This is a genomic window from Sinomicrobium weinanense (assembly GCF_018863395.1).
Classification (GTDB): domain Bacteria; phylum Bacteroidota; class Bacteroidia; order Flavobacteriales; family Flavobacteriaceae; genus Sinomicrobium; species Sinomicrobium weinanense.
This window is the reverse complement of the sequence record NZ_JAHKRR010000001.1, coordinates 272,358-294,423: the sequence shown is the minus strand read 5'-3', so window position 1 is coordinate 294,423 and position 22,066 is coordinate 272,358. Positions and strand designations below refer to the sequence as shown.

The following is a 22,066-nucleotide window of genomic DNA, read 5'->3' as shown; positions in this document are numbered from 1 at the left end:
CACTCACCTTTGCGTAGCACCTTACCTTTGTCCCAAAAGTTTGCCGCTACTACTCACCTGACACCTTCTTGTTTCTTTTATTCTCTTTCCTCGTAAACAGAACCAAATTAATGATAAGAAGGATTAAAAATGTAGCCCCTAAAACTAATTTTGAACTTAACATTGGAGATGTTGTATTGCTACCAAACCAATAAAGGGAGAGGTTTACAGCTGAACTATCCCCAAAATGAAGCCATTGAGAATAATGTGTAAGATCCAACATTTGGTAAGTGAGAACTATTTGATAGACAATGATGCTAACAATCAATATTTTCCATTTTTTTTTCCATTTTCCGGTAGTTTTTCAATCTTCTTTTTCTATTCTATATTTTAACATGTCATTTTCAGTCCCTAAAAAGAGGGGATATACCATACTCGCGTTAAATTCATTGGTAATGGAATAGGTATCTCCTTCCACTTTAATTATGGCAAAGTGTTTGTTTTTATGTGCACTGTCCTTTTGTTCTCCCGGGATAGTAGGGGAAAGTGTTGGTTTTTCGGCCAGGTAGAAATCGGGAATTTCCGGAAACGGCTCAATAAAAGCGAAGGTGCCTTCGGGGATAATGGTTTTTCCCGAAGCATTGTACAGCCCGATCAATTCTTCCGTACCCTGCTCCGCTTCTTTTATCCTTTTTGTCAACAGGTATCTCTTATTCAGCACCTTAACTATTGGGTAGTTATCAGTGGGTAATATAGGTTGTCCTTTCCAGTTGATAAGACGGGTCTTGTACTGGGTAAGTTGTTGGAGGGTGTCCCGTTCCGTGGTTTGACAGACAAAGCCTATGGGGTTGGTGTCAATGAAACTGTTCTTGCCCAATTCAAATACTTTTTCGCCTTTCATGGTATATACCGCTCCTTTCTCTTGGTTACCGGCCAGAATACAAAAGAGTTCGAAAAGGTCATTTTCTTCCGAACTGTACTTACCAGCATACTGTTCTTTTAGATAAAGGATATGCTCTTTTGACAGATCGGGCAGTACGGCTCCCCACCATTTTACCAAGTTAAATTCGGCGGGCAGGATTATTTTCCCGTGTTTTTTAATGCCGGTTTTACCATTTTCATCTGAAAATTTTTCATATCCCATTTGGGCCATATATTGGTTTAGCTCCTCTTCGGTTGACGGGAAGTTTTTGGGGGCTGCGTTCCCTGTTTTCGGTTTGTATTCTTCTTGTGACTCCAGTAGTTGACGGATGGCTACCCTTTTTTGATGAACATCCGTCCCCTGATGGTCTTCCAGGTAGTTATCGATACTCGTTAATTCGTCCGTGTTAAATTCTTCTCTGTAAGAAGTGATCTTGCGTGAAGCCAGTTGGTTGAAGTTATTATCATATATTTCCTGATGACCTTTATCAGGGGAGAAATGATAAGGATTTGCTTTGAATTGTTCGTAAAAACTACCTTGGCTTGTGTCCACTTCCCGATACATGGTGTAAAAAGGAATATTTTTGTAAAGTCTTGGGCTTCCCATACTCACAAATCCTTCAAACTCCATAACATACGTATATTGGTGCGGAAGGATTTCCTTGCCGTTTTCATCAATGATTCCCGCAAAAAATGTGCTGTCGCGGGAAATGTAATAGCGTTTTCCTACCAACTCGTAAGGCTTCAGATCATAATAGTTTGGAGGAATTACAAACTCACCTTGCGGGTTGACGACCCCGTAAAATTCGCCTTGTTGTACAATAGCCTGACCGCTTTTAAAATCCCGAGCATAATCGTATTGAAAGGCAATCGCTTCTTTATTATGAGCATCGATAAACCCCCATTTCCCGTTCTTTTTTACGGATGCCAGTCCGTTGAAAAAGTTGCCGGCGTTACAGTAGATAGGGACAATGTTTTGCGTGGAATCTTTTATATGGATATAGCCATAGGTGCTTTGGGCACAGTTACCGTAGGTAGAAAAAAGTTCCTGAGCCTGTGCGGGTATAACGGCTATCCATAACAAAAAGATAGTTATAGGGTTTGGTATTGTTATTTTTAAAAATCTATTGCTCATAAATAAGTGTTTCATTGGTTCTTTTTTTAAGTATTCGAAAACCAAGGCCGCAGATCTCTTCTGTAGGCTTTGTTCTGTAAACTTCGGCCCACATATTTAGGAATTACAAAAAAACAAATCGAGGCCTGTTTCCTTCATTTGGTCAAAAACGAATTCTATATCTTTCAACAGTTCCGCTAATGTTGCTTTGTCTTCGGCATATCGCTTTGTCAATTTTTCGGTATAAAGCTGTTTGTACACATCCCTTTCCTCATACAGTACACAGAAAATATGCGGAAAATCGAGCGAATAGGGAATCTTAAAAAATGCCCGGCATCGGGTTTCAAATTCATCTAAATATGCCGTGAACATTGGCCAGGAGTCTTTGTTTCTGTTGATTGTTTTTCCATATATTAAGCATAAATCACGGTGAAGGTAACTGTAAACCGCTGCCAGCGCACTATTGGAAAATTTTTCATCTTCCTTGTTTAACAAGAGGTGGTTGTACGATTTGTCCGTTGTACCGCAGATAATGTTTTCCAACAGTTTTTTGGAGGAGAGTTCGCCGGTTTCCAGATCAAACCTGTCTTCAATAAAAGCATCGTACTCATAAAATTCATCTTCACAGAACTTTTCCATAACCGAAAAATCGTTCGAGCCATAAACGCCCCGTACTTTTCTCCCGTCTGTAAGTATTGCCTGTATTTGATAGCTCATAATTTTATTTTTTTGACTTTTCCAATTAGGTTATTCTTTTTGAAGCGTAAAGTTCTGATCCAGGTAAAATCTTACACAGTCATCCCGTTCAATGGCCGGCAAAGCTATCCTGTACTCTTCATCTGGGGTTTCCACGATTAAGATTGCAGAATTCACCGTATACATGCGATCGCCGGTATAGGTGTATTCAGGAGTATAGCGAAAGACTTTTCCTTTCTCTCTTCTAAGCAGTATCTTATCTTCCACTGAAAAATAAGGGTAAATGTTTACCGCTATTTTATCTTGTTCTGTATTGTTTTCCACCCTTACATAGGCATATTGTTCAAGTTTTGTCCGTTTGACCATGAGCGTTTTACTAACGGGATAATTCAACAGCAACAGAACCAAAACAACAACCCCTTTTATTATACCTTTCTTTCTTTTTTTAACTAAAAAAACAACCAGCAGGACCAGCCCTATAAAGATAATCCAGAGGGAAATCAATGCCCATCCAAATCCCATATGTTCCAGCTTATAAAGATCCACTGCATAGAACTCCCTCGCCCCCCACCAGATTAAAAAAATAAGTGTGCCGACACTCATCGGCAGGCAGCTGCAAACCAGGGCGATATTAAAAAGCAAGTGTTTCTTCATCCAGGTCATCGGTGTTGTCTATGGTATTACCTGCCCTGCTATTCCTGATGGTATGGTTATTTTTTTCAAACGGGGTATACAAAAGTACGTTCCAGATATCACTGCCTATCCAGTTGTCGAGTTCAAACACATCGGTGGTGAGCAAACCGGTTTCGACAAGGGCCAGTACCAATGAATAGGACTTGTGCCTGAGTGCTCCATGGAGTAAAGACTCTTTTTCATATTTTTCTAAGGCATTATAAGTGTCCGTACCTGTTTTGATACATGCTCCCACCTTCGCAAAATCCTTTTGCCGGATGGCTTCTTTGAGGGTTGTTTCCATTCTCCTTTTAGTTATCAAATTGCCCTATAAATGCCATCCTACTCCACGGTCTGCGCCACAAATACTGAAATGGCTTCTGCATAGTTCTCCCCATCGGTCAGGTTTTGTGGTGTGCCGTTTTTCCATAACTTGGCCACATTGGTGGAATCGTTGGATTCAGTCCCCGCCACATACACATCATCACCAGACACATAGACCGACCACGTATAGGCATCGTTAGCCCCATCGGTCAGGTTTTCTGACGTTCCGCTCCCTGCCTCGCCGGCAGGCAGGTTCCATAGTTTGGCAACACTAGTGGAATCGTTGGATTCAGACCCCGACGCATAGGCCCCATCACCGGACACATAGACCGAATAGGCATAGGCATCGTTAGACCCATCGGAGAGATTTTGGGCTTCGCTGTTTTTCCATAGTTTGGCAACATCGTCAGCACCGTTGTATTCATAGCCCGCTACATAGACATCAGCACCGGAAACAGCGACAGAATAGGCACTGGCAGCGTTAGACCCATCGGTCAGGTTTTCCGGCGTGCCGTTTTTCCATAGCTTGGCAACATTGTTGGCACCGTTGCGTTCATGTCCGGCCACATACACATCATCACCGGAAACAGCGACCGAATAAGCATAGGCATTGTGAGAGCCATCGCTCAGGTCCTGGGCAATGCCGTTTTTCCATAGCTTGGCGACATTGTTGGCACCGTTGCGTTCATGTCCGGCCACATACACATCATCACCGGAAACAGCGACCGAATAAGCATAGGCATTGTGAGAGCCATCGCTCAGGTCCTGGGCGATGCCGTTTTTCCATAGCTTGGCAACACTGACGGAACCGTTGGATTCAAACCCCGCCACATAGACATCGGCACCGGAAACATATACCGAATTGGCATAGGCATTGTGAGAGCCATCGCTCAGGTTTTCCGGCGTACCGTTTTTCCATAGCTTGGCGACATAGTTATTGCCGTTATCTTCATATCCCGCTACATAGACATCGTAAGTGGGTTCCGGGGGTGTATCGCCATCATCATCTTTAGAACAACTAAAGGTTAAGGTGGCCATAAGTACCAAGGTTATTTTTTTTAAGTGTTTCATCTCTTTATATTTATTCGTTTTTTTAATAGTACATAACTCCCATAAATATTCGGCCCATCAACGCTTACATTGCTTTTGTCACTTTCAGTTTTACAACTACAAAGAATAAATCCATTTTCAAAATCACACATAGTCATTCGCAATTTTTAATAATATGTTCGAACCAATTGGTTGTATGCCCAAAACATCTCTTGGTACGTTTCTATCATTTTTTCAGGAGTTCCCCTGTCCGGAACATTGGGGTATGTTGGCGTATAATTAAAATCCTTCTTCTTCACACGCTGTTTTAAATTTCGAAAGCTTATAATAAACTTGCCGGCCAAATTCGTATACCCTTCCAAAAAAATGCTACTATTTCCAAATTCCTTTGCTTCATCTTGCTGTTCTATACTTTCTTCCAGGTCTGACAAACCGGCTTTAAACGCGTTGAACATTAAATCCAACTCAGAAAGGTTGAGTGCACCTATATCCGGTGTTTCCTGAATGAATCTTATGATTTTTCGGCCCTGGTCCAGGTTCATTAATACATGATACCGGATGGGCTGCTCGTCTTTTTTCAGCTCGTTCAAATCGGCGTCAAGCATTTTATATTGAAGTTTTATAAAGGCTTCCCGCATGGCGTAATACGCCTTGTAATAATCCTGAAACAACCCCATTATACTGGGGTGCAGTTCTTTGGCTTTGGCAAAATCATCATCTTTATAATTTTCCCGGTAATAATAGTTTTTTGCTTCATTTACTACTTCGGTCAATTGCCGTACGGCACCGCTTACCACTTTCATTTCCTTATCCACTTCGTTGATAACGGGCTTGCTTTCAATGGCCTTATCAAGCAGGTCAATTTCTTCAGTGGTTAAGGAGTATATAAAATACACTCCATTTTTCTGCGCCCCCCTGGCCGAATCCACATCATAGAGATATTGCTCATAATTTCTGTTTATCAAGTCATGATAGTTTTCATAATGGCTGTACTGTTTGTACTTGTAATAAAATTCAGGAGATATAAAACCATCGTGGTTTGTTTCAGTTGTTTTGCCTTCCGGTTCATTGTTAGTTTTACAAGCCGTTACGACCAAGCTTAGCAATAAGAAATAAATCAGGTTTTTCATTGTTTTTTACTCTTTTCTTTCCCGAAAGGAAATCTCGGTTAAACCATCATCCGAGGCAAATGTTTTATGGTGCGCCCCCAGTTCCTTTCCCTTTACCACAAAGGCTTCCTGTTCAAAATCGGTGCTGTTCATTTGGTTGAGAGGCTTAGCAGTTTTACTCATTTCAATACTTTTGGCAATATGGTAAACGTCTCCTTCTATGTTAACTACCTTAAAGCAGCCAAATTCCAGATTCATACCTAATGGACTTCCCTTTTCTTTATACACTTCAATACGGCCCAAAAAAATGTCGCCTTCGTTCACCCTAGCCATTTCTGCTTCTCTTTGCTCAAATTTTTTCATCCGCTGCGGTTGGCCAATCAATCCGTCATAGACAATATAGCTCAGCATACCAACAACTGCCAAAAGAAAGAGCCATCCAAAAACAGTTACTTTAAAACCTCCTTTTTGTGGAGGAACTTTCTCAACTTCCTGTTGGGCAAATGTCTTCATCTCTTCCGTCCATCTCCGTTTTGGGATAGATAAACCCGTAGAAGTATTGATGAATTGCGGAAATACTTTTTTGTTTTTTAACACATACAGGACTGTCCTTCCCTCGCGTTGAAATAAATTGAGCAGCATTGGCTTATCCGGATTTTTCGGATTTTTAAGATGCGTGGCATCTATTTTTTTAATACTGATGTCTTTTATTCTAATCCACATAGTTTGTTGTTTTTAAGTTTGTGACCACCGGAACCGGCGGTTACTGAAAGCATTGACTTCTTTTTTTTTAATATTTTCTTTTGATCACTTCCATTGCGTTAAAAGTAAACAATAGTCCCTCCAATAGTGGTAATGTACGAAGGAATTGAAATGGTTTAAAATTTGAAAACAAATGTATAGGGTCAAAAACTCCAAAACAATTTTCAGCCGCATATACAGCGACTACGAGGGGTCAGAAAAACGTCTACAAAGCGTCTACGAAATTTGTATCTGTGGAGAGAATATTGTCATCGTTATACCTTTAACTGTATAACATTTTTGGGCCATGGGGGTATTGTAGCTTCGAATTTGGCGAATATAGCCTGCAAAATCAAGATATAGATATAGCAATTAAAACCAACATTATCCGGCTTACTTAACAGCCAGTTTCTTTAAATCCTGCATAAAATGGTTCGAAAATTGTTCTGCCAGGCGCACTTAACGGAACAAAAAGGAAATATTCTTTTTTGTTCCGTTTTTTATTGGGGTTATCTCCTTGTTAATGTGATAGATAAGCTGCACCACTTCATTGATCCTGATGGTTCGAAAAGAAAATCCGTCAAAAATCAGATTTTGGGGATAAATCGAACCTGTAGACTTTCTTAAAAACCGGACAGCTTAAAATTCAAAAGAGGAAGTCTTTATGAAACAGATAATTAGATTTTTACCAAAAAATCCCCAAGAACATATCCCCTCTTCCCTTTTTCCAACCGAATATGCACCCAATCCCCCGGAACAACAGGGGACAGTAGCCTGACCAGGGTACCGCTGGAAACGGTTTCTACAATACGTGAAGTACTACTGGGGAATACACGCATATTGATATTTTCAGGGGCAGCAATGATACCGTCCGGTAATGATAAATCGCCCAATGCTCTGCGAATGATCTTCAGGGTACGGTCTGCATTGGCTATGTCGGATTCGCTATAATTGACCCTGCTCACCCCATCTTCATCCGGTATCAAATCTCTGTAATAGTTTTCCCTTATAGCTGCTATTTTTCCGAAGTGGCCTTTGTTTACCGGATATCCTTTTTCTATGAGAAACTGTACTATGGTCGGTTCCATATAAAAGGAATCCAGGGCTATTTCCATAAGGTCTTTTTTTTCCGGTCCTCCTATGGGCAAAGGGTAAGCCATAATATCAGTGACACTTATTTTGCCCCGCTTCCAAAAGTAACGCACTTCTTCCCCGGTAAAGCGGGCATCTTCGGCATGATCTGCCGAAAGTATTTTTACGATAAACCGTTTGCGGATAACAATGTCATAGCGATCAACGGCATCCAGCATATCCCTGCATTTTCGAATAATGGCGGCCTGTTTTTCATAGTTCGTGAATGCCCCCTGTTTATCGGCTTCTAATTGGTTAAAGTAGTTATTTCCGAAATCGTTCCGGTATGCTTCAGTTGCCTGCGGGGTATCAAAATATGCAATGGTTTCCCTTCCGTAATACCCCCCTCCGTTCTGGTTGGCCTGGTACCACTTTTCGCAGATCGTATCTATGTATCCCTGCCTTATCTCTACTCCGTTGTCGGCCAGTTCCTTTACTTTATCAGGGTTTTTGCTGTTTATGGCAAAACGCCAGAGATTTTCCCTGCTATCCGGTTTTTCCCCTTTGACCGGGCCGTCCTTTCCTTCCAGAAGCACAATACGTTCCATTAGCTTACCGAGGGTAAACAAGGGTATCTCCCGACCATCGGGAGAGAACATTTTGCCTTCGAGCAACCGACTTTTGGCAAAACGGGCTTCCCCATACAGGTTGCCATCCGGGTAATATCCTTTCCATGTGCCTTCTTTAAAGCCGTTTTTATAGGTGCGCTCGAATCTTTTTTCGCCTTTTTCGTCATACCAAACCCATACCCCATCAGGAAAATTAAGCCGGAACTGTCCTTCTACAAGGAGCCTTTTTTCCAGATCGTACATCTTCCATGTGCCTTCTTTTTTCCCATCTTGGTATATGCCTTCTGCCCTTAAATTCCCATTCTTGTAAAAAGCGCACCAAAGGCCGTGACGTGTACCGTCTTCCCTGGCATAACCGTTTTCCAGAACGGCGTTGGAATCCGGGAAGTATATAGTATCCTCCAGGGGTCCATTCTCATAATCCATATATCTGCCTTATTTTAACAACCTTTGAATTGGTGATTTTTATTTGAGGGCTTTGAAGATATCTGCTATTATCGTGTCATCGGATGCTATGCCGAGGTCGTAGGCACTCCGGCTCACGGCAAAAAAATCGGGGTCGAAAACCTGGTTTTCGTTACAGGGTAAAAAGGCTTCTTCCCTCCGGGCTTCCAGTTCGGCCCGGATATGGTCCACATCTTTTTCGGAGCCACCAAAAAACTGCCGTTCCTGTAATATCCACCAGAGGAGGGTGACATTGCATTCCTTGTAAAGATCGAAATGTAACCGCTCTACCAGGGCCTTCAATGTTTCATATGAGGGATAATAATCGGGGGAAGTCCCCTGTATGGCCGCAGTAATTTTTTCCGGACCGGGATTTGCTCCTTTATTTATTAATAATTCTACAATTCGCGAATCCGCATTCAGAATAGATTCGAGTACCATATTATCCAATAATTCCTGCTTGGTATCCTCTTTGTAATTTTCAAGCAGAAATTCCAATATTGGTTTTGATGTTATATAGCCATCACCACTCCCATCCCTTTGTACCAGCATTAAAATGTCTTCTCCATTGATCTCTGCCCCGTCATGAACCACATTTTTTATTTGCTGCAAAAGTTCTTTTTCCTCAGTCGTATTAATGACAAACTGATCGCCTTGATATTCTCCCAGATGCAGCGAAGCCTGAATTAAACCAGATAAGGAATCTTGTTCTATAATATCCCCGGATTTTACAGGTTCCATTGCCTGAACTCCCTTGCTATTTGTAGTCCCGGGTTTTCCGTGGCAGCCTGTGGTCCATAAAAATAATACAAACAACAATCCTTTAGTATAAATCCTCATATCCGCTAATTTTGTTCTTCCGTTACTGTTTCTTCGGTCACTTCTTCCTCGGTCTCCGAGGAAATCCCGAGTATATGGTCTACATCAGGCAGGGGGTCTACTTTTATCCAGGCTTTATATTCTACTTCGATATCCGTAGGCTCTTCCATTTTTATTTTGGCATCCGAACTGTCCGTATTATCACTAAACCCCCTTCTGCCATAAATCCCTTTTAATTCCGGTACCTTTTCTTCTACCCAGGTATTTACTGCGTGATATTTATTCTTATAAACCTGATACTGATGGGCATTATTGACATAGCCCCCACTTTCCGTTTTTACGCCGTGGCACCCTCTCATATCCTTGGATTTCCAGGGATCAAATGAGGAAGCGTCACGTTGATCCGTAGTAATGGTGTTTTCTCCTACCTCTATATCCCTCTGTGTTAAGAATATCATGTCGCCGTGCTTGTGTTCATTTGCTTCGGAAATATCCTGGACATTGTCCCCGCTCCCGGTTGTCCTGAGAAGATTAGAACTGTAATTGGCTTCGGGAATTACAATGCGATAGCGATATGAGACCCTCCCGCTATTCGATCCTTCCCTAAACATCAGCTGATAATAATCGGGTTGTCCATGCCTCCCGGTCGGAGACAGGCAAGAAAAGGTCTTAAAATAAGTTCTGTTGGCCAGGAGAACTCCGCCGGAATGACGTGCAAAATACAAGTGTTCACTTTCTGCCTGGTCCTTGTTATCATTATCTATATCCTCTTCCAGTTTTTCCTTGGCTTTCCCTATACCGTCCCCTTTGTAAATATAGGCTTTATAGATGGGGAAAGTGGTTTTGTCCTTATTGGCTCCTGAACTGTTTTTCTTAGCGTAAAAGATACCGTCTTCATCATACCCTTCAATATCGTTATAATACCCCACATCTGGCTGCATTTTGGCTGTCCCTTTATGCGTGGCACCTTCCGTTACACTTTTATAACGGGGTTCGTCCAATTTTTTATGGGTTGCTCCTTCTGTAGCGGGGACATAGCTATCTCCCTGCAACTTATGTGTAGCTTCTTCAGAAGAAGCAGGCTCATATTCAATTTTGATATGGGTAGCATCCTGGGAGGTCGCCTGCCAGTCGATCTCAATATCAGTTGCAATTTCATCGGTGATCCAGATGACAACCTCCTTGACTACGACTTCTTCCGTGCTTACCTCTTCCTGGTCGTCATAGACAAAAGAGTTATAGTCGATACTATCGGCCCTGGCCTGAACAAAACTCGTCGCGGCTTCCTGACCCGGCATGGCGTTGGACATTTCTTCTTCTTCCATAATTCTAACGAGTAGTGGTTAAGATCATAAATACCAAATATAAAACCGAGATTATTGCATAAATAACGAAAGACCTGTCGGAAGTCCTTCTACGTAAAGCCCGGGCTCCCAACCAGACTCCCAGTATAATCCATATCAAAAAAACTCCTCCCTGGAGCAAATACATTTTTTGATTTTTGTAATACCAGGGGAGATCTCCCTTTCCGAACGGGTAACTTTCCGGGGTTCTCAATACATGGATAATGTCCCCGATTTCAATAAGCAGGAAAAAACCCAATAAGACAAGGGCTATTATATATACAATTTTTCTCACCATGTAATTGTTCCGTTTTGAATTCCGCTATAATCTACTGTAAGTTCTATTCTATCCATATCTTCCCCATACGCTGCGAGCTTTTCAAAAAACTCGTCCTCCTGTTCTACCAGGTCAATACATCCTGCACTTCCGGGAACACTTCCTCCATGAATGGTAAAACCTCCTCTTACCGTACCCTCTACCGTTACAGGATCGGGTTTTATCCAGACACGCGCACTGCCCCAGGACCTTTCACCTCCCGGGAACGTACCGCCTCCGACAACTCCTTTTAGCCCATCGATAAATCCCCGATCATCCGTATATTGGATTTCCTGTGGATTAATATAATATTCTCCCTCGGGTATTGGCCCCACATTTTGTTGCCTTTGTCTTTCTACTGAATAGTCAAAGCTATTGTTGTCACCTGCCCTTCCGGATACTGCCCGGTAGCTGAACCTCTGTATTGCCCCAGGCAAAACAACACGTAATAATAAAAAACGCCCATCAAATTCCAGGGAGATATTCGTAAGGACTGTGGTTGTTCCATTGTTCTCATCCGGGGATGAAATATAGGGTATGACCTGAATGTCCTTACCAATATGTTCTTTTACATTAAACCTGAGATTGAGAGTATTCCCGGTACGTTTCAGGTACCATATTTTTCCGTCCACCCGGAACGCCCATTTTATGGAGGCTTTATCCACTTCCCCTTCATCTACATTATACCCGGTTACCCTATATTCTCCTACCGAATTAAAAGACACCTCAGAAGGGCCTTCCACCGATGTAACCCTATGTTCGTCCTTTTTTTCTATTTCACTTTCGGCAGCTGTTTGCCCGCTATCTGTTATTTCTATTTTTTGATTGCTATGGGGCGTACAATAATTCCGGGATTCCATGAGTATCCCGGGGGCATCTTGTATAAAAACCGAAGCTGGTTTGTCCCACCCTTTCAGTTGGATAACACTTTTGCAGGGAGGTTTTTTGTCCCCGTATTTGCTGTGATTACAAACGCCGTCAAAGACCAGGTTCTGGGCTCCGTTGGTATCGTTGATATTAGCCCAGAGCATATCCTGCAGTTTCAGGTCATTGGAAGTAACCCTGAGCTTGCCTTCCGGTTTACTGCATAAATCGCATTTTATGCGGGCGCCGTTCATAACGAACTTTTTACCTTCGGGCGGGGTCTTCTTATTTTTCTTTTCTTCACCAGCCATAGTATTCATTTTACTGCGCTTGGGTAATTTTCCGGTGACTGATCCTTATCCCTTACTTACCTTGACATCGCTGCCTCCCTGGAAGGTGGCCAACCCGGCACCTTTGATATTCATGTCGCCACTAAGGGTTACCATAGTGGCCTCAGAAGAGCTTTGCTCAAAGGTTTCGGACACCTGTACGGTCTTATTCCCGGAGATGATCTCCAGGGTATTGGTCGCGGTAACCGAATGGTCTTGTGAAATGCTCTCTGTCTTGTTATTCCCAACCTGAACGTTCATGTCTTCCTGAATATTGAGGAGCAGGTTCCTGGCATTCAGGGTCATGGTCTCATTGGCTGTTATATCTATGTTATTACCAGCTGTATCTATAAAAATAGTATTTTTATTCTTATCGGTTATTGTAATATTTTCTGATCCATTGGTGTCATCCAGTTTAATGATATGCCCGCTGCGGGTATGGATCACCTTAAAATCATTATTGGCTGTGGCATACCCGCTTTTCTGGTTTCCGTTATACATGGTTCCGGTAATATACGGTTTCTCGGCATTGCCGCCCTCAAAGGCCACCATCACTTCTTCGCCTTTTTCCGGAATAAAATAAAAACCTTTGTTTCCGCCACCATGAGGCTGCACCATTCGTATCCATGGACTTTCGTAATCCCAATGGAATTTCACCCTAACCCGGCCCAATCCTTTAGGGTCGTTGTTATCGATGACCTCTGCGGGTTGCGTTTCCGCCAAAGGCGGGGTTAATACATCGGTATATGGCGGAGCTTCTATCGCCTCGGGAACTGCGGTAAATTCATTCGAATAATTGCCATTGCCATCACAGCTATGGGTCACGGAAATCACATAATAGCTACCGTAAAACTTCTCTTGTACCAGGTCTTTCGGGTTATTGGTCAAACCGTATTTAGGCTCTTTGATGCTGATCACATCCCCTATACGAAAGCGTGTGTCTTCAGAGGCTCCATTAACGGTGACGAGCCTGGATACCCTGCCGTGGAGTTGTGTTTTCACCCTGTCAACAAGATGAGATCGTGCGTTGCCTTCACGCAGGGGATGATGATAAAGTAAATTGGACTCTCCTTCCGGGTATATTTTTCTGGAAATATCCATCATGGCCTGGGTAAGGCCCCGGGATTGATAGCCGGTTTCAGTGGATTTGGCATATTGCGTATCTGCCGAGGTGGGGTCATATCCCGTATATTTAAACCCGAGAGGGGCTGTTCCTGCTCCTATATTGAATTTTTCCAGGGTTTTCCCGTATTGAAGGTTGATATGGCGCGATTTGGGTTTGCCGAAGATCAATTCTTCCCCGTTATAATAAAACCAATGCCCCTTTTTCCGAGCCAGGCGACGCAGAAAACTGAAATCACTTTCTTTATATTGCACCGTATAGTCCAATGGTTCTTCACCTACGTCTTTACTGAATTTTACTTTACCGGCATGATTCCGGGTAGCCTCATGTATCACCTGAGGAAGGCTTTCTCCTATAAAATTTTTGGTGTTCGGTACCCCATCCATATAAACGGTGGGGCTATATCCGGAAATGGCTATACCTCCGGCATCACCACCACTTCGAATCAGGTTAGCTTCCGTTATAACACCTTTAAATACCATTTCTCCCTCTTCCAAAGTCTCTAAAGGTGTAATCCTGATATGCACGCTACGGCCTATATAGTTTTGCATCTTGTCCAAAGCATCTGCCGAAAACCCTTTATTAAAAGTTTCCAGGAACGAAAATTTGTGATGTGCATTAGTCTTTTGGATGATCTTTAAATGGGCAAATTCATCGATGCTATCGCCCTCAATACTGATTATAACCCTGGTTGTCATCGCCATAATTACTGTATTTTAATCATTAGTATTGTTCAGATTTTCAGGAGGAGCCGGTGGTGGCGGTGGAACAAAACCAAATTTATCATATATGATCTTGGTCTTTTCATTATAGTTGGGATGCTGATGAAACTGGGATAACCACCACCTGTGAATATCCTTTTCTCCTGTTAAGAGCTGGTGTTCTTTATAGACCACACTTCCTTTATCAAGATCATAGGTTACTATTGCGGTCAGTACAAAAAGATACCTGGCCCGCGAAAATTTTTCTCCGTTATTTTTTTCTTTTAGTCCCTTTTCTGCAAAAATATTTACCCGAAATTCATTAGGCTGATTCGTCATTTCGTAATATGGAAAAACGAAAGCTTTTGTATACGCCCCGGATACCTCGTACAATTCAGGATCTTTGGTCATGGATTTGAAGGTTTCCTTGTTGTCGTTCATGGCTCCCAGTTGCAATATGCTTTCAACCGTAGCGTATTCCGATTTATTGATATAGTGAATAGCTTTCCATGTTTCATCCACTATCTTTTGAAACTCCTTCCGGCTAATTTCCTGGCCTTGTACAAAATGAACACAAAAAAGAACATATAAACACAAGTATCGTTTCATGTATTATCGGTTTGGGGCTCTATTCTAATTTATCATGGGCCTGAATTTTAAACCCTGCTTCTCTAATTTTTAAAGTATCTTTTATTTCTTTGTTTAATAACAATTTATTTTCAGCGGGATTTTCGGAAGAAAATTCCACAGCGAAATACCTTCCGATAAGCGACTTGTCCTCACCTTCTTTTAAATGTTTGTATCCTTTATACCATTCTCCTTCATACTTAAAGGTATAATCTCCATTATACCTGTAATGGGAATAGGAAATGTCATAAATTTTAGCAATCCCTGTCAGTTTATTGTTTTCTATATCCGATGCTTTTGTAAAATGCCTGTATACTGCAAAAATCAAAAACAGTGAAAATAAAACGAGTAAAACTATTTTCTCTTTCTTCATGAATCTTAATCTTTTCCATTCAGGCTTCGAACTCCTTCTCCGACTGCATTTGTTCCTATGCTGATATAGGTATCATATAAGGTTCTGTTTGTTTTTGAAAGGTTCCAGCTTTTCGGTAAGCCCGGGGTTTTGTTTAATGCGGTTCCCAAAGCGAAATTGTACAAAGCATCCGAACCGGTATTTATGCTAAATTTACCATCGTAATCCACAACACTTTGAGCCAATATTGATGTGTAACCATTACATGCTGCTGAAATGGCTACATCAAAATAGTCTACACGATCTATTCTCCCTCCGTTGGCAATGACCTGACCTCCAAAATTTCCGACACCATTTATTATTGCTGTTCTACCGGTATTCAGTCCTATATTTCCTATGAGGTTTTCTCCGAGCATTGGTGCAAAAAAGGTTACGGCTATAGTCCCTCCTATGCTATAGGTTGCCGCTTTTTGCAGGTCGCTGCCGACACTCCCGTCTTCCCAACTTAATGCCCCTGCTCTCCATCCGGCTATAAATGCGATGACATCTACGTCTTCCAGGGCATTGTGTTTCGGTTCTTTATAGGTAGAACCAAAACGAGCGGCGTATTGCATTTGCACTTCTTCATTAGAACCTGAAAAACCGTATTGGTCTGCATATTCTTCCATCCAATTGGAAAAACTACGGGCATAAGGAGTAGTGACTTCCGAAGTCCATTTTGGTGTGTCACTTCCCTTTCGTTTTCCGAATACCACTACTTCTTTGAGTTTTATAACAGGGGGATCACAATCATCACAAAGGTCATTGTCATATTTGTCGTTCATGATGTTTGCCTTATCGCCCATAATATCACTCTTTGCATCTTCTTCCTCATACTCGTCACCTAAAAAATCATTCCCCGTGGTGTACGCTGTGGACACCATGATATCCGTGTCCAAAAATTTACTGGCAATTTTATGATATTCAAATTCTATCCCGTTCATTAAATACAATATTATAATTTTAATGCCCAATTTTTGGAAAAAGGGACACTGTTTATGATGATCTCTTTGGCTGAGATCATGATCTGTACGCGAAGAGGCTTGTCGCTATCGGCTGTAAATCGTTCGCGATAGTGCATGCAATATCCCCGTTTAAATTCCACTTTACGCAAGGTACTCATAGCATCCCGTTTATAAAAGGTGATGATCCCGTTCTTGGTTTGGGAACTGCTGATCATCCATTCATACAGCATGGTGCTCCTGGTCAGTTCCACCACCAGGCGTATCTTACCCCCACGAGGATCGGAGGCCGGTTTGTCACTGATATCACTATCCTGGTCAAACACGATCTCATAGTCCAGTACGTTCATTTCGTGGTCATCTATGACACATTTCGATAAGAAACTCATTGCTTTAAAGGTTTTCTTTGGTTTGTCACTATTCCCTGATCGCTAAAGGCATAGCTTCAGCCATTTTGCAGGTTAATGTACGTTTTTTATCTAACATGATCCATCCCGAAAACCCGGTATTTTCAGTACGGGTTTTTATCTTCTGATTATTTCTTCCTTTTCCGGGTCAACAGGGGTATACCAGACATTACCTGTACATAAATCAATACAGGGTATCTCCCTTCCGCCTCGTCCGGGACGAAAAACAAATTCAGGGTTAATTTAGCTTTTAAGGGGGGGTAGGGTAAAAAAGGGGAAGGTTTGTTACCATCCCCTTTTGGTCATATTTGATTTGATCGCTTATTACAATAAATAAGGGAATGAGGTTATACCCATTCGTTGATATGCTCTCCGCCACCGCTTGAGAGCATACGGCAAGAGATGGTGAAAGTCTCTGTCAGGGGATTGTCCCCTCTGTGATCAAAATTCTCCTTGTATTTTACCAGGTAACCTTCGGTGAAGTTTACTTCGCGAAGTTTGGCATCGGTATCACGTTTGATATAAGTGATAACACCGTTTTTACGTTCAAAATTATTGGTCATCCACTCAAAGAAGAAAGAGTCCCCTGTGGATTCTACGGTAAGGTGAATACGCCCTCCACGGGTTACGGAAGAAGGTCGTCCTGTGGCATCTACTTCTTGTGCCAAGTCATAATTAGCGTTCAAGATATTTACTTTCTTGCCGCCAACAGATAATGTTGCTTTAAATGACATAATACGTAAAATTTAAAAATTAAGGTTAACAAATAAAAAATACCAAATCAAATATTGAGTTATAAAACAGTCTACAATATATTACATATGAACTTATTACACAAACAAAGATGAAAAAATCCCTTTTTTCCGGGAGGTGAGAATTACCCTCTTAGAATTGAACCATTCTACAATGTACCGGGAAGAAGTTAATTCCATAAATCCTTCTTTAGCACGAAGATTCTCTATTTCCTCAAAAACACTTATTTCGATTGTAGTCCGTCCATCTTCGCAATAATCTTTGGAATCTTCAGAAAAGGAAACACCGGGCTTTTTTTAGCTATGATTTCGGTGTCTTTTGGAGGATGTGCAGCAAAACGTATTCTTTCTGCTCTTCTGTATCCGACCATTGCCACAATACAGGAGGCATCTTCAACAAGATGGAAAAATACATCCATATTGGTGGTATGAACCCGGAAACAGTGCTCCCGGTTTATAACGATATTATATTTTGCGATGCTATAAAATTGGTTATCTACTTCAGTATCCCTTTGATTTTCATAAATGATGCAGAAAATATGGTTATTTTTGAGAGGATAGGTAGTACGTATAAAAGAAGAATTTCTTCAAATCCTACATAAAATGGTTCGAAAATTGTTCTGCTGAGCCCATCAATAAAAAAGCTGCTTTGACGATGCAGTTTTTTTGTTCAATCTTCTCCGGAACGAACCCACCTCCATTGAAAGCAGGCACCGGATCATTTAGATCTTATTATCTGAAGTTCGATGATAAACCCGTTTTCCCCGGATAATGGTCTCCTGAATCTCGATATTTTGATCAAAAATAACAATATCCGCGTCCTTTCCGATGGTGAGGCTTCCCTTTTTTTGATCGATGCCCATGATACGTGCCGGGGTATTGGTCATCATCAAAATGGCATCCGGTAACGGAACATCCGCTATTTCAATCATATTCCTGACCAGGCGATCGGCAGTAGCCACACTTCCGGCAAAAGCACTGCGATCGGGGAGTTTGGCAACACCGTCTTCCACAATCACCTTTAAACCGTGTTGTTTATGTCCTAAAATGCTCTCTCCGGGAGGGCTCCCGGCGGCCCGCATCGCATCTGTGATCAGGGCTGTTTTATGAGGGCCTTTTACCTTGTATATCAATTTTAACAGCGGGGCGGGAAGATGTATTCCATCGGCAATTATTTCTACATCCAATTCGTCCATTAACAGCGAACTTTCTATGACGCCTGCATACCGGAAAGCATTCTTTCGAGTTACTCCCGACATGCCGGAATAAAGGTGGGTGGACAACGAATACCCGTTCTCTACCGCTTCCACGACCTCTTCGTAGATGGCATCCGTATGGGCGATGGATGCCAATACGTTGTTTTCCCGGAGACAGCGGCCGAATTCCATAGCCCCTTTTAGTTCCGGAGCTGCACTCCAACGCACTATTTGACCCGACTTTTGCAGGATTTCCCGGTATTCTGCCGGATCGGGATCCCGGATATATTTCGGGTCCTGTGCACCTCTCTGGTTCATGGAAAAATACGGGCCCTCCAGGTGTAAACCCAAAAATTCAGCACCATTTTTATTGATTTTACGGGCCTGTTCGTAAACTTTCAGGATGCTTATTAAATGGTCTTTACTCCCCGTCAGGGTGGTAGGTACCATAGCTGTGGTCCCGTATCTGGCGTGTAGTTCGGCAATTTTCAGAAAACCTTCCGCATCTCCGTCCATAAAATCATGCCCGCCCCCGCCATGAACGTGGATATCAATAAACCCCGGGGAGATATACCGGCCTTTGGCATCAATTGCGATGGCATTGTTCACCTTAGCCTCTCCTTCGTATATTGCAGTAATTTTGCCCCCTGTAACCTCTACGGCACCCCTGGGGATTATTCTAAAGGGAGTTATAACCTTTCCGTTGTGTATTAATAGCTTTTGCATCATTCATTTTTTATTTATCTGCTATTGCCGCTTCCAGGTCTATCACTTCCCGGGAAACAGGTTTCTTCAGGATCAAGCCGAAGGCAGCATAGACAAACATGCTGACGATTACCGGCATACCCACTTCCAGCGCCATGCTGTCCACAGGTATTATTTTTGTGATGCTGAAGGCGATCAATCCTGCCAGAACAGAGGAAATGGCAGCCATTGGGCCACAGGATCTGAAAACCGGGATCAACCCGAACAATAACGGTACAGCTATGGGGCCCAGGAGAGCACCAAACCAGGTAACAATAAGTCCTAATACCCCCCCGAAATATTCATATTGAAAGGCGATTACAATGGTGAGGGAGGTAAATATAAAGGTAGTGATCCTGGCGGTGAACAATGAAGTTTTTTTATTTCTGAATTTATCCGATATTACGGGAAGTATATCCCGTGTGATAACGGCAGAAATGGTATTTACATCAGACGAGGTCATGGACATGGTATTGGCAAACAAAGAAGCGATAACCAGGCCGATCAGCCCATTGGGTAAAAGTTCCTGTATCAAAAGGCCATAGGACCCGGATGGATCTTCCATTTCAGGTAAAATAAGGGGAGCTGCCCACATAGGAAAAAACAGGATCAAGGGCCATACTAAATAGAGGATACCTGAGAGATAGGCTGCTTTGGAGGCTTCCCCTTCGGTATTGGACGAAATATACCGTGTAGCAAGAGGCCAGCTACCTCCATTATAACTCAGGAAGTTAATGAATAAGAAAACCACGGCGAAGCCTGCGGTATAGGGAGCGTTAAATAATTGACTGTTTCCTGCAGGGAGCTTGTCCCATATACCAAAAACCGAGTCCCAACCTCCAAAACGGCTTAACACCAATACGAACATGATAATACCAGCTATCAGTTGCACCAGGAACTGGGCCAGGTCGGTTAAGATCACAGCCCAAAGCCCTCCGATGGTTATATATATCAGAGAAACGCCACCCGATATCAATATCCCGTGCGCAAAGGAGATCCCCGTAGTAACGTTAAGAAGTATTGCAATGGCGGCCCATTTGGCACCAACATCAAAAAGTTTAAGTATTACACCGACCCAGGCTATGAGCTGTTGGGTAAAGACATTATAGCGAATGGCCAAATATTCCAAAGGGGACTGTATTTTAAATTTTTTTCGCAAACGGACCCAGTAGACGGGGAAAATTTTAGCGGTGCCTATTACTGCGATTCCTATGGTAAATGCCCACCATACATAGAGCGAAAAACCATAAGTATAGGCAAGGGCCGCATAAGCCACAAAAACAGCCCCGCTATATCCTGAAACATGATGCGAAATGCCGGACAGCCACCATGGCAAGTCGCCCCCTGCGACAAAAAAATCTTCAGAACTCTTGTTCTTAAAATAAGCATAGACCCCAATAATGATCATTGATAAAAAGAAAATGCTTATGATTATAAAATCGATATGGTTTAATTCCATGGTTATTCAATTAAGTTTATTGGCCTGATTCTAAGAAGCTGCCCAGGTACATGACTAAAATTCATTACGGATGTTTTTAAGATGTAAGACTTCATGACATATGACTTAGGACTAAAGTGCTGTAAGGCTTTACAGGTTTTAAAATCCTATGTCTTACCTCCTGTAATCTTACGTCATAACTGATATTTTGGCTATGAACCAAAACATTATAGCGATCATTTAAACTTGATTATTTTTTCTTCATCGGAAGATTTGTAAATGGCAGAGATCAGTTCCAGGGACTTCATAGCGGTTTCCCCATGCACCAACGGTTCCCGATCATTGCAAACTGCATAAACCATTTCTTTTATCTGGGCCATGTGCAACCGGTAATCCACAGACATGGGATCTGAGGCGCCGCTGGATGAATTTTCAGTAAAGTCTTTGGCTATATTTTCTCCGTTCTTCAAATCCCAGCGAACTATTTTGCCTCCTTCATAAACAATGCTTCCTTTTTCTCCATAGATCTCCAGACGTTCTTTATAACCCGGGTACAATGCCGTACTTCCCTCAATGGTTCCCACAGCCCCGTTTTTAAATTCCAACATGGCAATTCCAATATCTTCTCCCTGAATATCGTGTACCATTGTTTTTACTTTTCCAAAAACACTCTTCACATCCTTCATGATATCCAATAACAGATCAATGGTGTGAATCCCCTGGTTTATTAATGCGGCACCTCCGTCTCCCTTTAGAGTACCTTTCCAATTGCTGCTTTTATAATATTCCCCGTCCCTGTACCATTTTATATAAGCATTTCCTAAAATTAACCGGCCTAAAGCACCCTGGTCCACCGCTTGTTTTAACCGGAGGTACGCGGGGTTGAACCTGTTTTGAAAAATAACACATAGTTTTACGCCCTGTGATCTGCATACGGATATAATGCGGTTGGCCCGTTCCGGACTTACTTCCAGTGGCTTTTCGGTAATAATATGTTTGCCAGCCCTCGCTGCCGCAATTATCGGTTCCATATGTTTGCCACTTTGTGTACAAACAGAAACTATATCTATATCTTCTCTCAGTAGAAAATCATCCAGGTTGAAATAGGCCGGTACGCCAAATTTTTCAGAAGCCTCTTCTGCCCTTTCCGGTGTTGAACTGCAAACTGCAACTAATTTACAGTCCTCCAATTCCCGGATACTCTTAACATGGTGAGATGCAATGGCACCTGTTCCGATGATACCGAATCCGATTTTTGTTCTATGCATAATTTGCCGGTAAGTATTTTTTCATTTTTAAAGTAC

21 protein-coding genes are annotated in these 22,066 nt (G+C 42.2%); 2 read left to right on the top strand and 19 right to left on the bottom strand.

What is annotated here, in order from left to right; all coding sequences use genetic code 11:
• Positions 1–343: 343 nt before the first annotated feature.
• The 3 genes from KN811_RS01240 to KN811_RS01230 form a co-directional block, all read right to left on the bottom strand.
• A complete protein-coding gene (locus tag KN811_RS01240) occupies positions 344–2,050 on the bottom strand; it encodes a WG repeat-containing protein (protein ID WP_187964389.1) in 1,707 nt (568 codons plus the stop codon).
• A gap of 81 nt (positions 2,051–2,131) precedes the next feature.
• On the bottom strand, positions 2,132–2,731 hold the full coding sequence (locus KN811_RS01235) for a DUF7691 family protein (RefSeq protein WP_187964388.1): 600 nt from the start codon (positions 2,729–2,731) through the stop codon (positions 2,132–2,134).
• Between the two features lie 30 nt (positions 2,732–2,761).
• On the bottom strand, positions 2,762–3,364 hold the full coding sequence (locus tag KN811_RS01230) for a hypothetical protein (protein ID WP_187964387.1): 603 nt from the start codon (positions 3,362–3,364) through the stop codon (positions 2,762–2,764).
• Between the two features lie 20 nt (positions 3,365–3,384).
• On the opposite strand from KN811_RS01230, the gene KN811_RS22075 reads away from it, so the two are divergent.
• Positions 3,385–3,543, top strand: a complete 159-nt coding sequence (locus KN811_RS22075; RefSeq protein WP_187964386.1) for a phosphate ABC transporter permease family protein — start codon at positions 3,385–3,387, stop codon at positions 3,541–3,543.
• Between the two features lie 181 nt (positions 3,544–3,724).
• Here the strand turns inward: KN811_RS22075 and KN811_RS01220 are convergent, their stop codons facing one another.
• The 13 genes from KN811_RS01220 to tssD (KN811_RS01160) form a co-directional block, all read right to left on the bottom strand.
• Positions 3,725–4,777 (bottom strand): WD40 repeat domain-containing protein, encoded by a 1,053-nt coding sequence (locus tag KN811_RS01220; RefSeq protein ID WP_187964385.1) that lies wholly within the window; start codon positions 4,775–4,777, stop codon positions 3,725–3,727.
• 146 nt (positions 4,778–4,923) lie between these two features.
• Positions 4,924–5,886 carry a DUF3829 domain-containing protein gene (locus KN811_RS01215; protein ID WP_223129349.1) on the bottom strand — a complete coding sequence of 321 codons (963 nt, stop codon included), beginning with the start codon at positions 5,884–5,886 and terminating at the stop codon, positions 4,924–4,926.
• 6 nt (positions 5,887–5,892) lie between these two features.
• The gene (locus KN811_RS01210) at positions 5,893–6,588 is read right to left on the bottom strand and encodes a hypothetical protein (RefSeq protein ID WP_187964383.1); all 696 of its coding nucleotides are present in this window, start codon (positions 6,586–6,588) and stop codon (positions 5,893–5,895) included.
• Positions 6,589–7,283: 695 nt separating this feature from the next.
• Positions 7,284–8,732, bottom strand: coding sequence for an SH3 domain-containing protein (locus KN811_RS01205; protein ID WP_187964382.1), 1,449 nt, complete (start codon positions 8,730–8,732; stop codon positions 7,284–7,286).
• Positions 8,733–8,771: 39 nt separating this feature from the next.
• Positions 8,772–9,590: a hypothetical protein gene (locus KN811_RS01200; protein WP_187964381.1), complete on the bottom strand. Its 819-nt coding sequence runs from the start codon at positions 9,588–9,590 to the stop codon at positions 8,772–8,774.
• Between the two features lie 5 nt (positions 9,591–9,595).
• A complete protein-coding gene (locus KN811_RS01195) occupies positions 9,596–10,894 on the bottom strand; it encodes a hypothetical protein (protein WP_187964380.1) in 1,299 nt (432 codons plus the stop codon).
• Between the two features lie 309 nt (positions 10,895–11,203).
• The gene (locus KN811_RS01190; RefSeq protein WP_187964379.1) at positions 11,204–12,403 is read right to left on the bottom strand and encodes a PAAR-like protein; all 1,200 of its coding nucleotides are present in this window, start codon (positions 12,401–12,403) and stop codon (positions 11,204–11,206) included.
• A 45-nt stretch (positions 12,404–12,448) separates the two neighbouring features.
• Entirely contained in the window at positions 12,449–14,248 is a 1,800-nt protein-coding gene (locus tag KN811_RS01185; protein ID WP_187964378.1) for a type VI secretion system Vgr family protein, read from the bottom strand.
• 12 nt (positions 14,249–14,260) lie between these two features.
• Positions 14,261–14,854, bottom strand: a complete 594-nt coding sequence (locus KN811_RS01180; protein WP_187964377.1) for a hypothetical protein — start codon at positions 14,852–14,854, stop codon at positions 14,261–14,263.
• A 19-nt stretch (positions 14,855–14,873) separates the two neighbouring features.
• Positions 14,874–15,245, bottom strand: a complete 372-nt coding sequence (locus KN811_RS01175) for a hypothetical protein (protein ID WP_187964376.1) — start codon at positions 15,243–15,245, stop codon at positions 14,874–14,876.
• Positions 15,246–15,250: 5 nt separating this feature from the next.
• A complete protein-coding gene (locus tag KN811_RS01170; RefSeq protein WP_187964375.1) occupies positions 15,251–16,207 on the bottom strand; it encodes a hypothetical protein in 957 nt (318 codons plus the stop codon).
• An 11-nt stretch (positions 16,208–16,218) separates the two neighbouring features.
• Positions 16,219–16,614 (bottom strand): type VI secretion system tube protein TssD, encoded by a 396-nt coding sequence (gene tssD / locus KN811_RS01165; RefSeq protein ID WP_187964374.1) that lies wholly within the window; start codon positions 16,612–16,614, stop codon positions 16,219–16,221.
• Positions 16,615–16,979: 365 nt separating this feature from the next.
• Complete coding sequence (gene tssD, locus KN811_RS01160) at positions 16,980–17,366, bottom strand: type VI secretion system tube protein TssD (RefSeq protein ID WP_187964373.1); 387 nt, start codon at positions 17,364–17,366, stop codon at positions 16,980–16,982.
• Positions 17,367–17,785: 419 nt separating this feature from the next.
• Between tssD (KN811_RS01160) and KN811_RS01155 the strand changes: the two genes are divergently transcribed.
• Positions 17,786–17,986, top strand: coding sequence for a hypothetical protein (locus tag KN811_RS01155; protein WP_187964372.1), 201 nt, complete (start codon positions 17,786–17,788; stop codon positions 17,984–17,986).
• Between the two features lie 120 nt (positions 17,987–18,106).
• Here KN811_RS01155 and nagA read toward each other — a convergent pair whose 3' ends face one another.
• From nagA to KN811_RS01140, 3 genes are all read right to left on the bottom strand, one after another.
• Positions 18,107–19,309, bottom strand: a complete 1,203-nt coding sequence (gene nagA, locus KN811_RS01150) for an N-acetylglucosamine-6-phosphate deacetylase (protein ID WP_187964371.1) — start codon at positions 19,307–19,309, stop codon at positions 18,107–18,109.
• A gap of 7 nt (positions 19,310–19,316) precedes the next feature.
• The gene (locus tag KN811_RS01145; RefSeq protein ID WP_187964370.1) at positions 19,317–20,783 is read right to left on the bottom strand and encodes a sodium:solute symporter family protein; all 1,467 of its coding nucleotides are present in this window, start codon (positions 20,781–20,783) and stop codon (positions 19,317–19,319) included.
• Positions 20,784–20,998: 215 nt separating this feature from the next.
• Positions 20,999–22,030, bottom strand: a complete 1,032-nt coding sequence (locus KN811_RS01140; RefSeq protein ID WP_187964369.1) for a Gfo/Idh/MocA family protein — start codon at positions 22,028–22,030, stop codon at positions 20,999–21,001.
• Between the last annotated feature and the right edge of the window lie 36 nt (positions 22,031–22,066).

Excerpts from the sequence above, each read along its gene's own strand:
- KN811_RS01240 (WP_187964389.1), bottom strand. The coding sequence starts at position 2,050 with ATGAAACACTTATTTATGAGCAATAGATTTTTAAAAATAACAATACCA.
- KN811_RS01235 (WP_187964388.1), bottom strand. The coding sequence starts at position 2,731 with ATGAGCTATCAAATACAGGCAATACTTACAGACGGGAGAAAAGTACGG.
- KN811_RS01230 (WP_187964387.1), bottom strand. The coding sequence starts at position 3,364 with ATGAAGAAACACTTGCTTTTTAATATCGCCCTGGTTTGCAGCTGCCTG.
- KN811_RS22075 (WP_187964386.1), top strand. The coding sequence starts at position 3,385 with ATGGTATTACCTGCCCTGCTATTCCTGATGGTATGGTTATTTTTTTCA.
- KN811_RS01220 (WP_187964385.1), bottom strand. The coding sequence starts at position 4,777 with ATGAAACACTTAAAAAAAATAACCTTGGTACTTATGGCCACCTTAACC.
- KN811_RS01215 (WP_223129349.1), bottom strand. The coding sequence starts at position 5,886 with ATGAAAAACCTGATTTATTTCTTATTGCTAAGCTTGGTCGTAACGGCT.
- KN811_RS01210 (WP_187964383.1), bottom strand. The coding sequence starts at position 6,588 with ATGTGGATTAGAATAAAAGACATCAGTATTAAAAAAATAGATGCCACG.
- KN811_RS01205 (WP_187964382.1), bottom strand. The coding sequence starts at position 8,732 with ATGGATTATGAGAATGGACCCCTGGAGGATACTATATACTTCCCGGAT.
- KN811_RS01200 (WP_187964381.1), bottom strand. The coding sequence starts at position 9,590 with ATGAGGATTTATACTAAAGGATTGTTGTTTGTATTATTTTTATGGACC.
- KN811_RS01195 (WP_187964380.1), bottom strand. The coding sequence starts at position 10,894 with ATGGAAGAAGAAGAAATGTCCAACGCCATGCCGGGTCAGGAAGCCGCG.
- KN811_RS01190 (WP_187964379.1), bottom strand. The coding sequence starts at position 12,403 with ATGGCTGGTGAAGAAAAGAAAAATAAGAAGACCCCGCCCGAAGGTAAA.
- KN811_RS01185 (WP_187964378.1), bottom strand. The coding sequence starts at position 14,248 with ATGGCGATGACAACCAGGGTTATAATCAGTATTGAGGGCGATAGCATC.
- KN811_RS01180 (WP_187964377.1), bottom strand. The coding sequence starts at position 14,854 with ATGAAACGATACTTGTGTTTATATGTTCTTTTTTGTGTTCATTTTGTA.
- KN811_RS01175 (WP_187964376.1), bottom strand. The coding sequence starts at position 15,245 with ATGAAGAAAGAGAAAATAGTTTTACTCGTTTTATTTTCACTGTTTTTG.
- KN811_RS01170 (WP_187964375.1), bottom strand. The coding sequence starts at position 16,207 with ATGAACGGGATAGAATTTGAATATCATAAAATTGCCAGTAAATTTTTG.
- tssD (WP_187964374.1), bottom strand. The coding sequence starts at position 16,614 with ATGAGTTTCTTATCGAAATGTGTCATAGATGACCACGAAATGAACGTA.
- tssD (WP_187964373.1), bottom strand. The coding sequence starts at position 17,366 with ATGTCATTTAAAGCAACATTATCTGTTGGCGGCAAGAAAGTAAATATC.
- KN811_RS01155 (WP_187964372.1), top strand. The coding sequence starts at position 17,786 with ATGGAAAAATACATCCATATTGGTGGTATGAACCCGGAAACAGTGCTC.
- nagA (WP_187964371.1), bottom strand. The coding sequence starts at position 19,309 with ATGATGCAAAAGCTATTAATACACAACGGAAAGGTTATAACTCCCTTT.
- KN811_RS01145 (WP_187964370.1), bottom strand. The coding sequence starts at position 20,783 with ATGGAATTAAACCATATCGATTTTATAATCATAAGCATTTTCTTTTTA.
- KN811_RS01140 (WP_187964369.1), bottom strand. The coding sequence starts at position 22,030 with ATGCATAGAACAAAAATCGGATTCGGTATCATCGGAACAGGTGCCATT.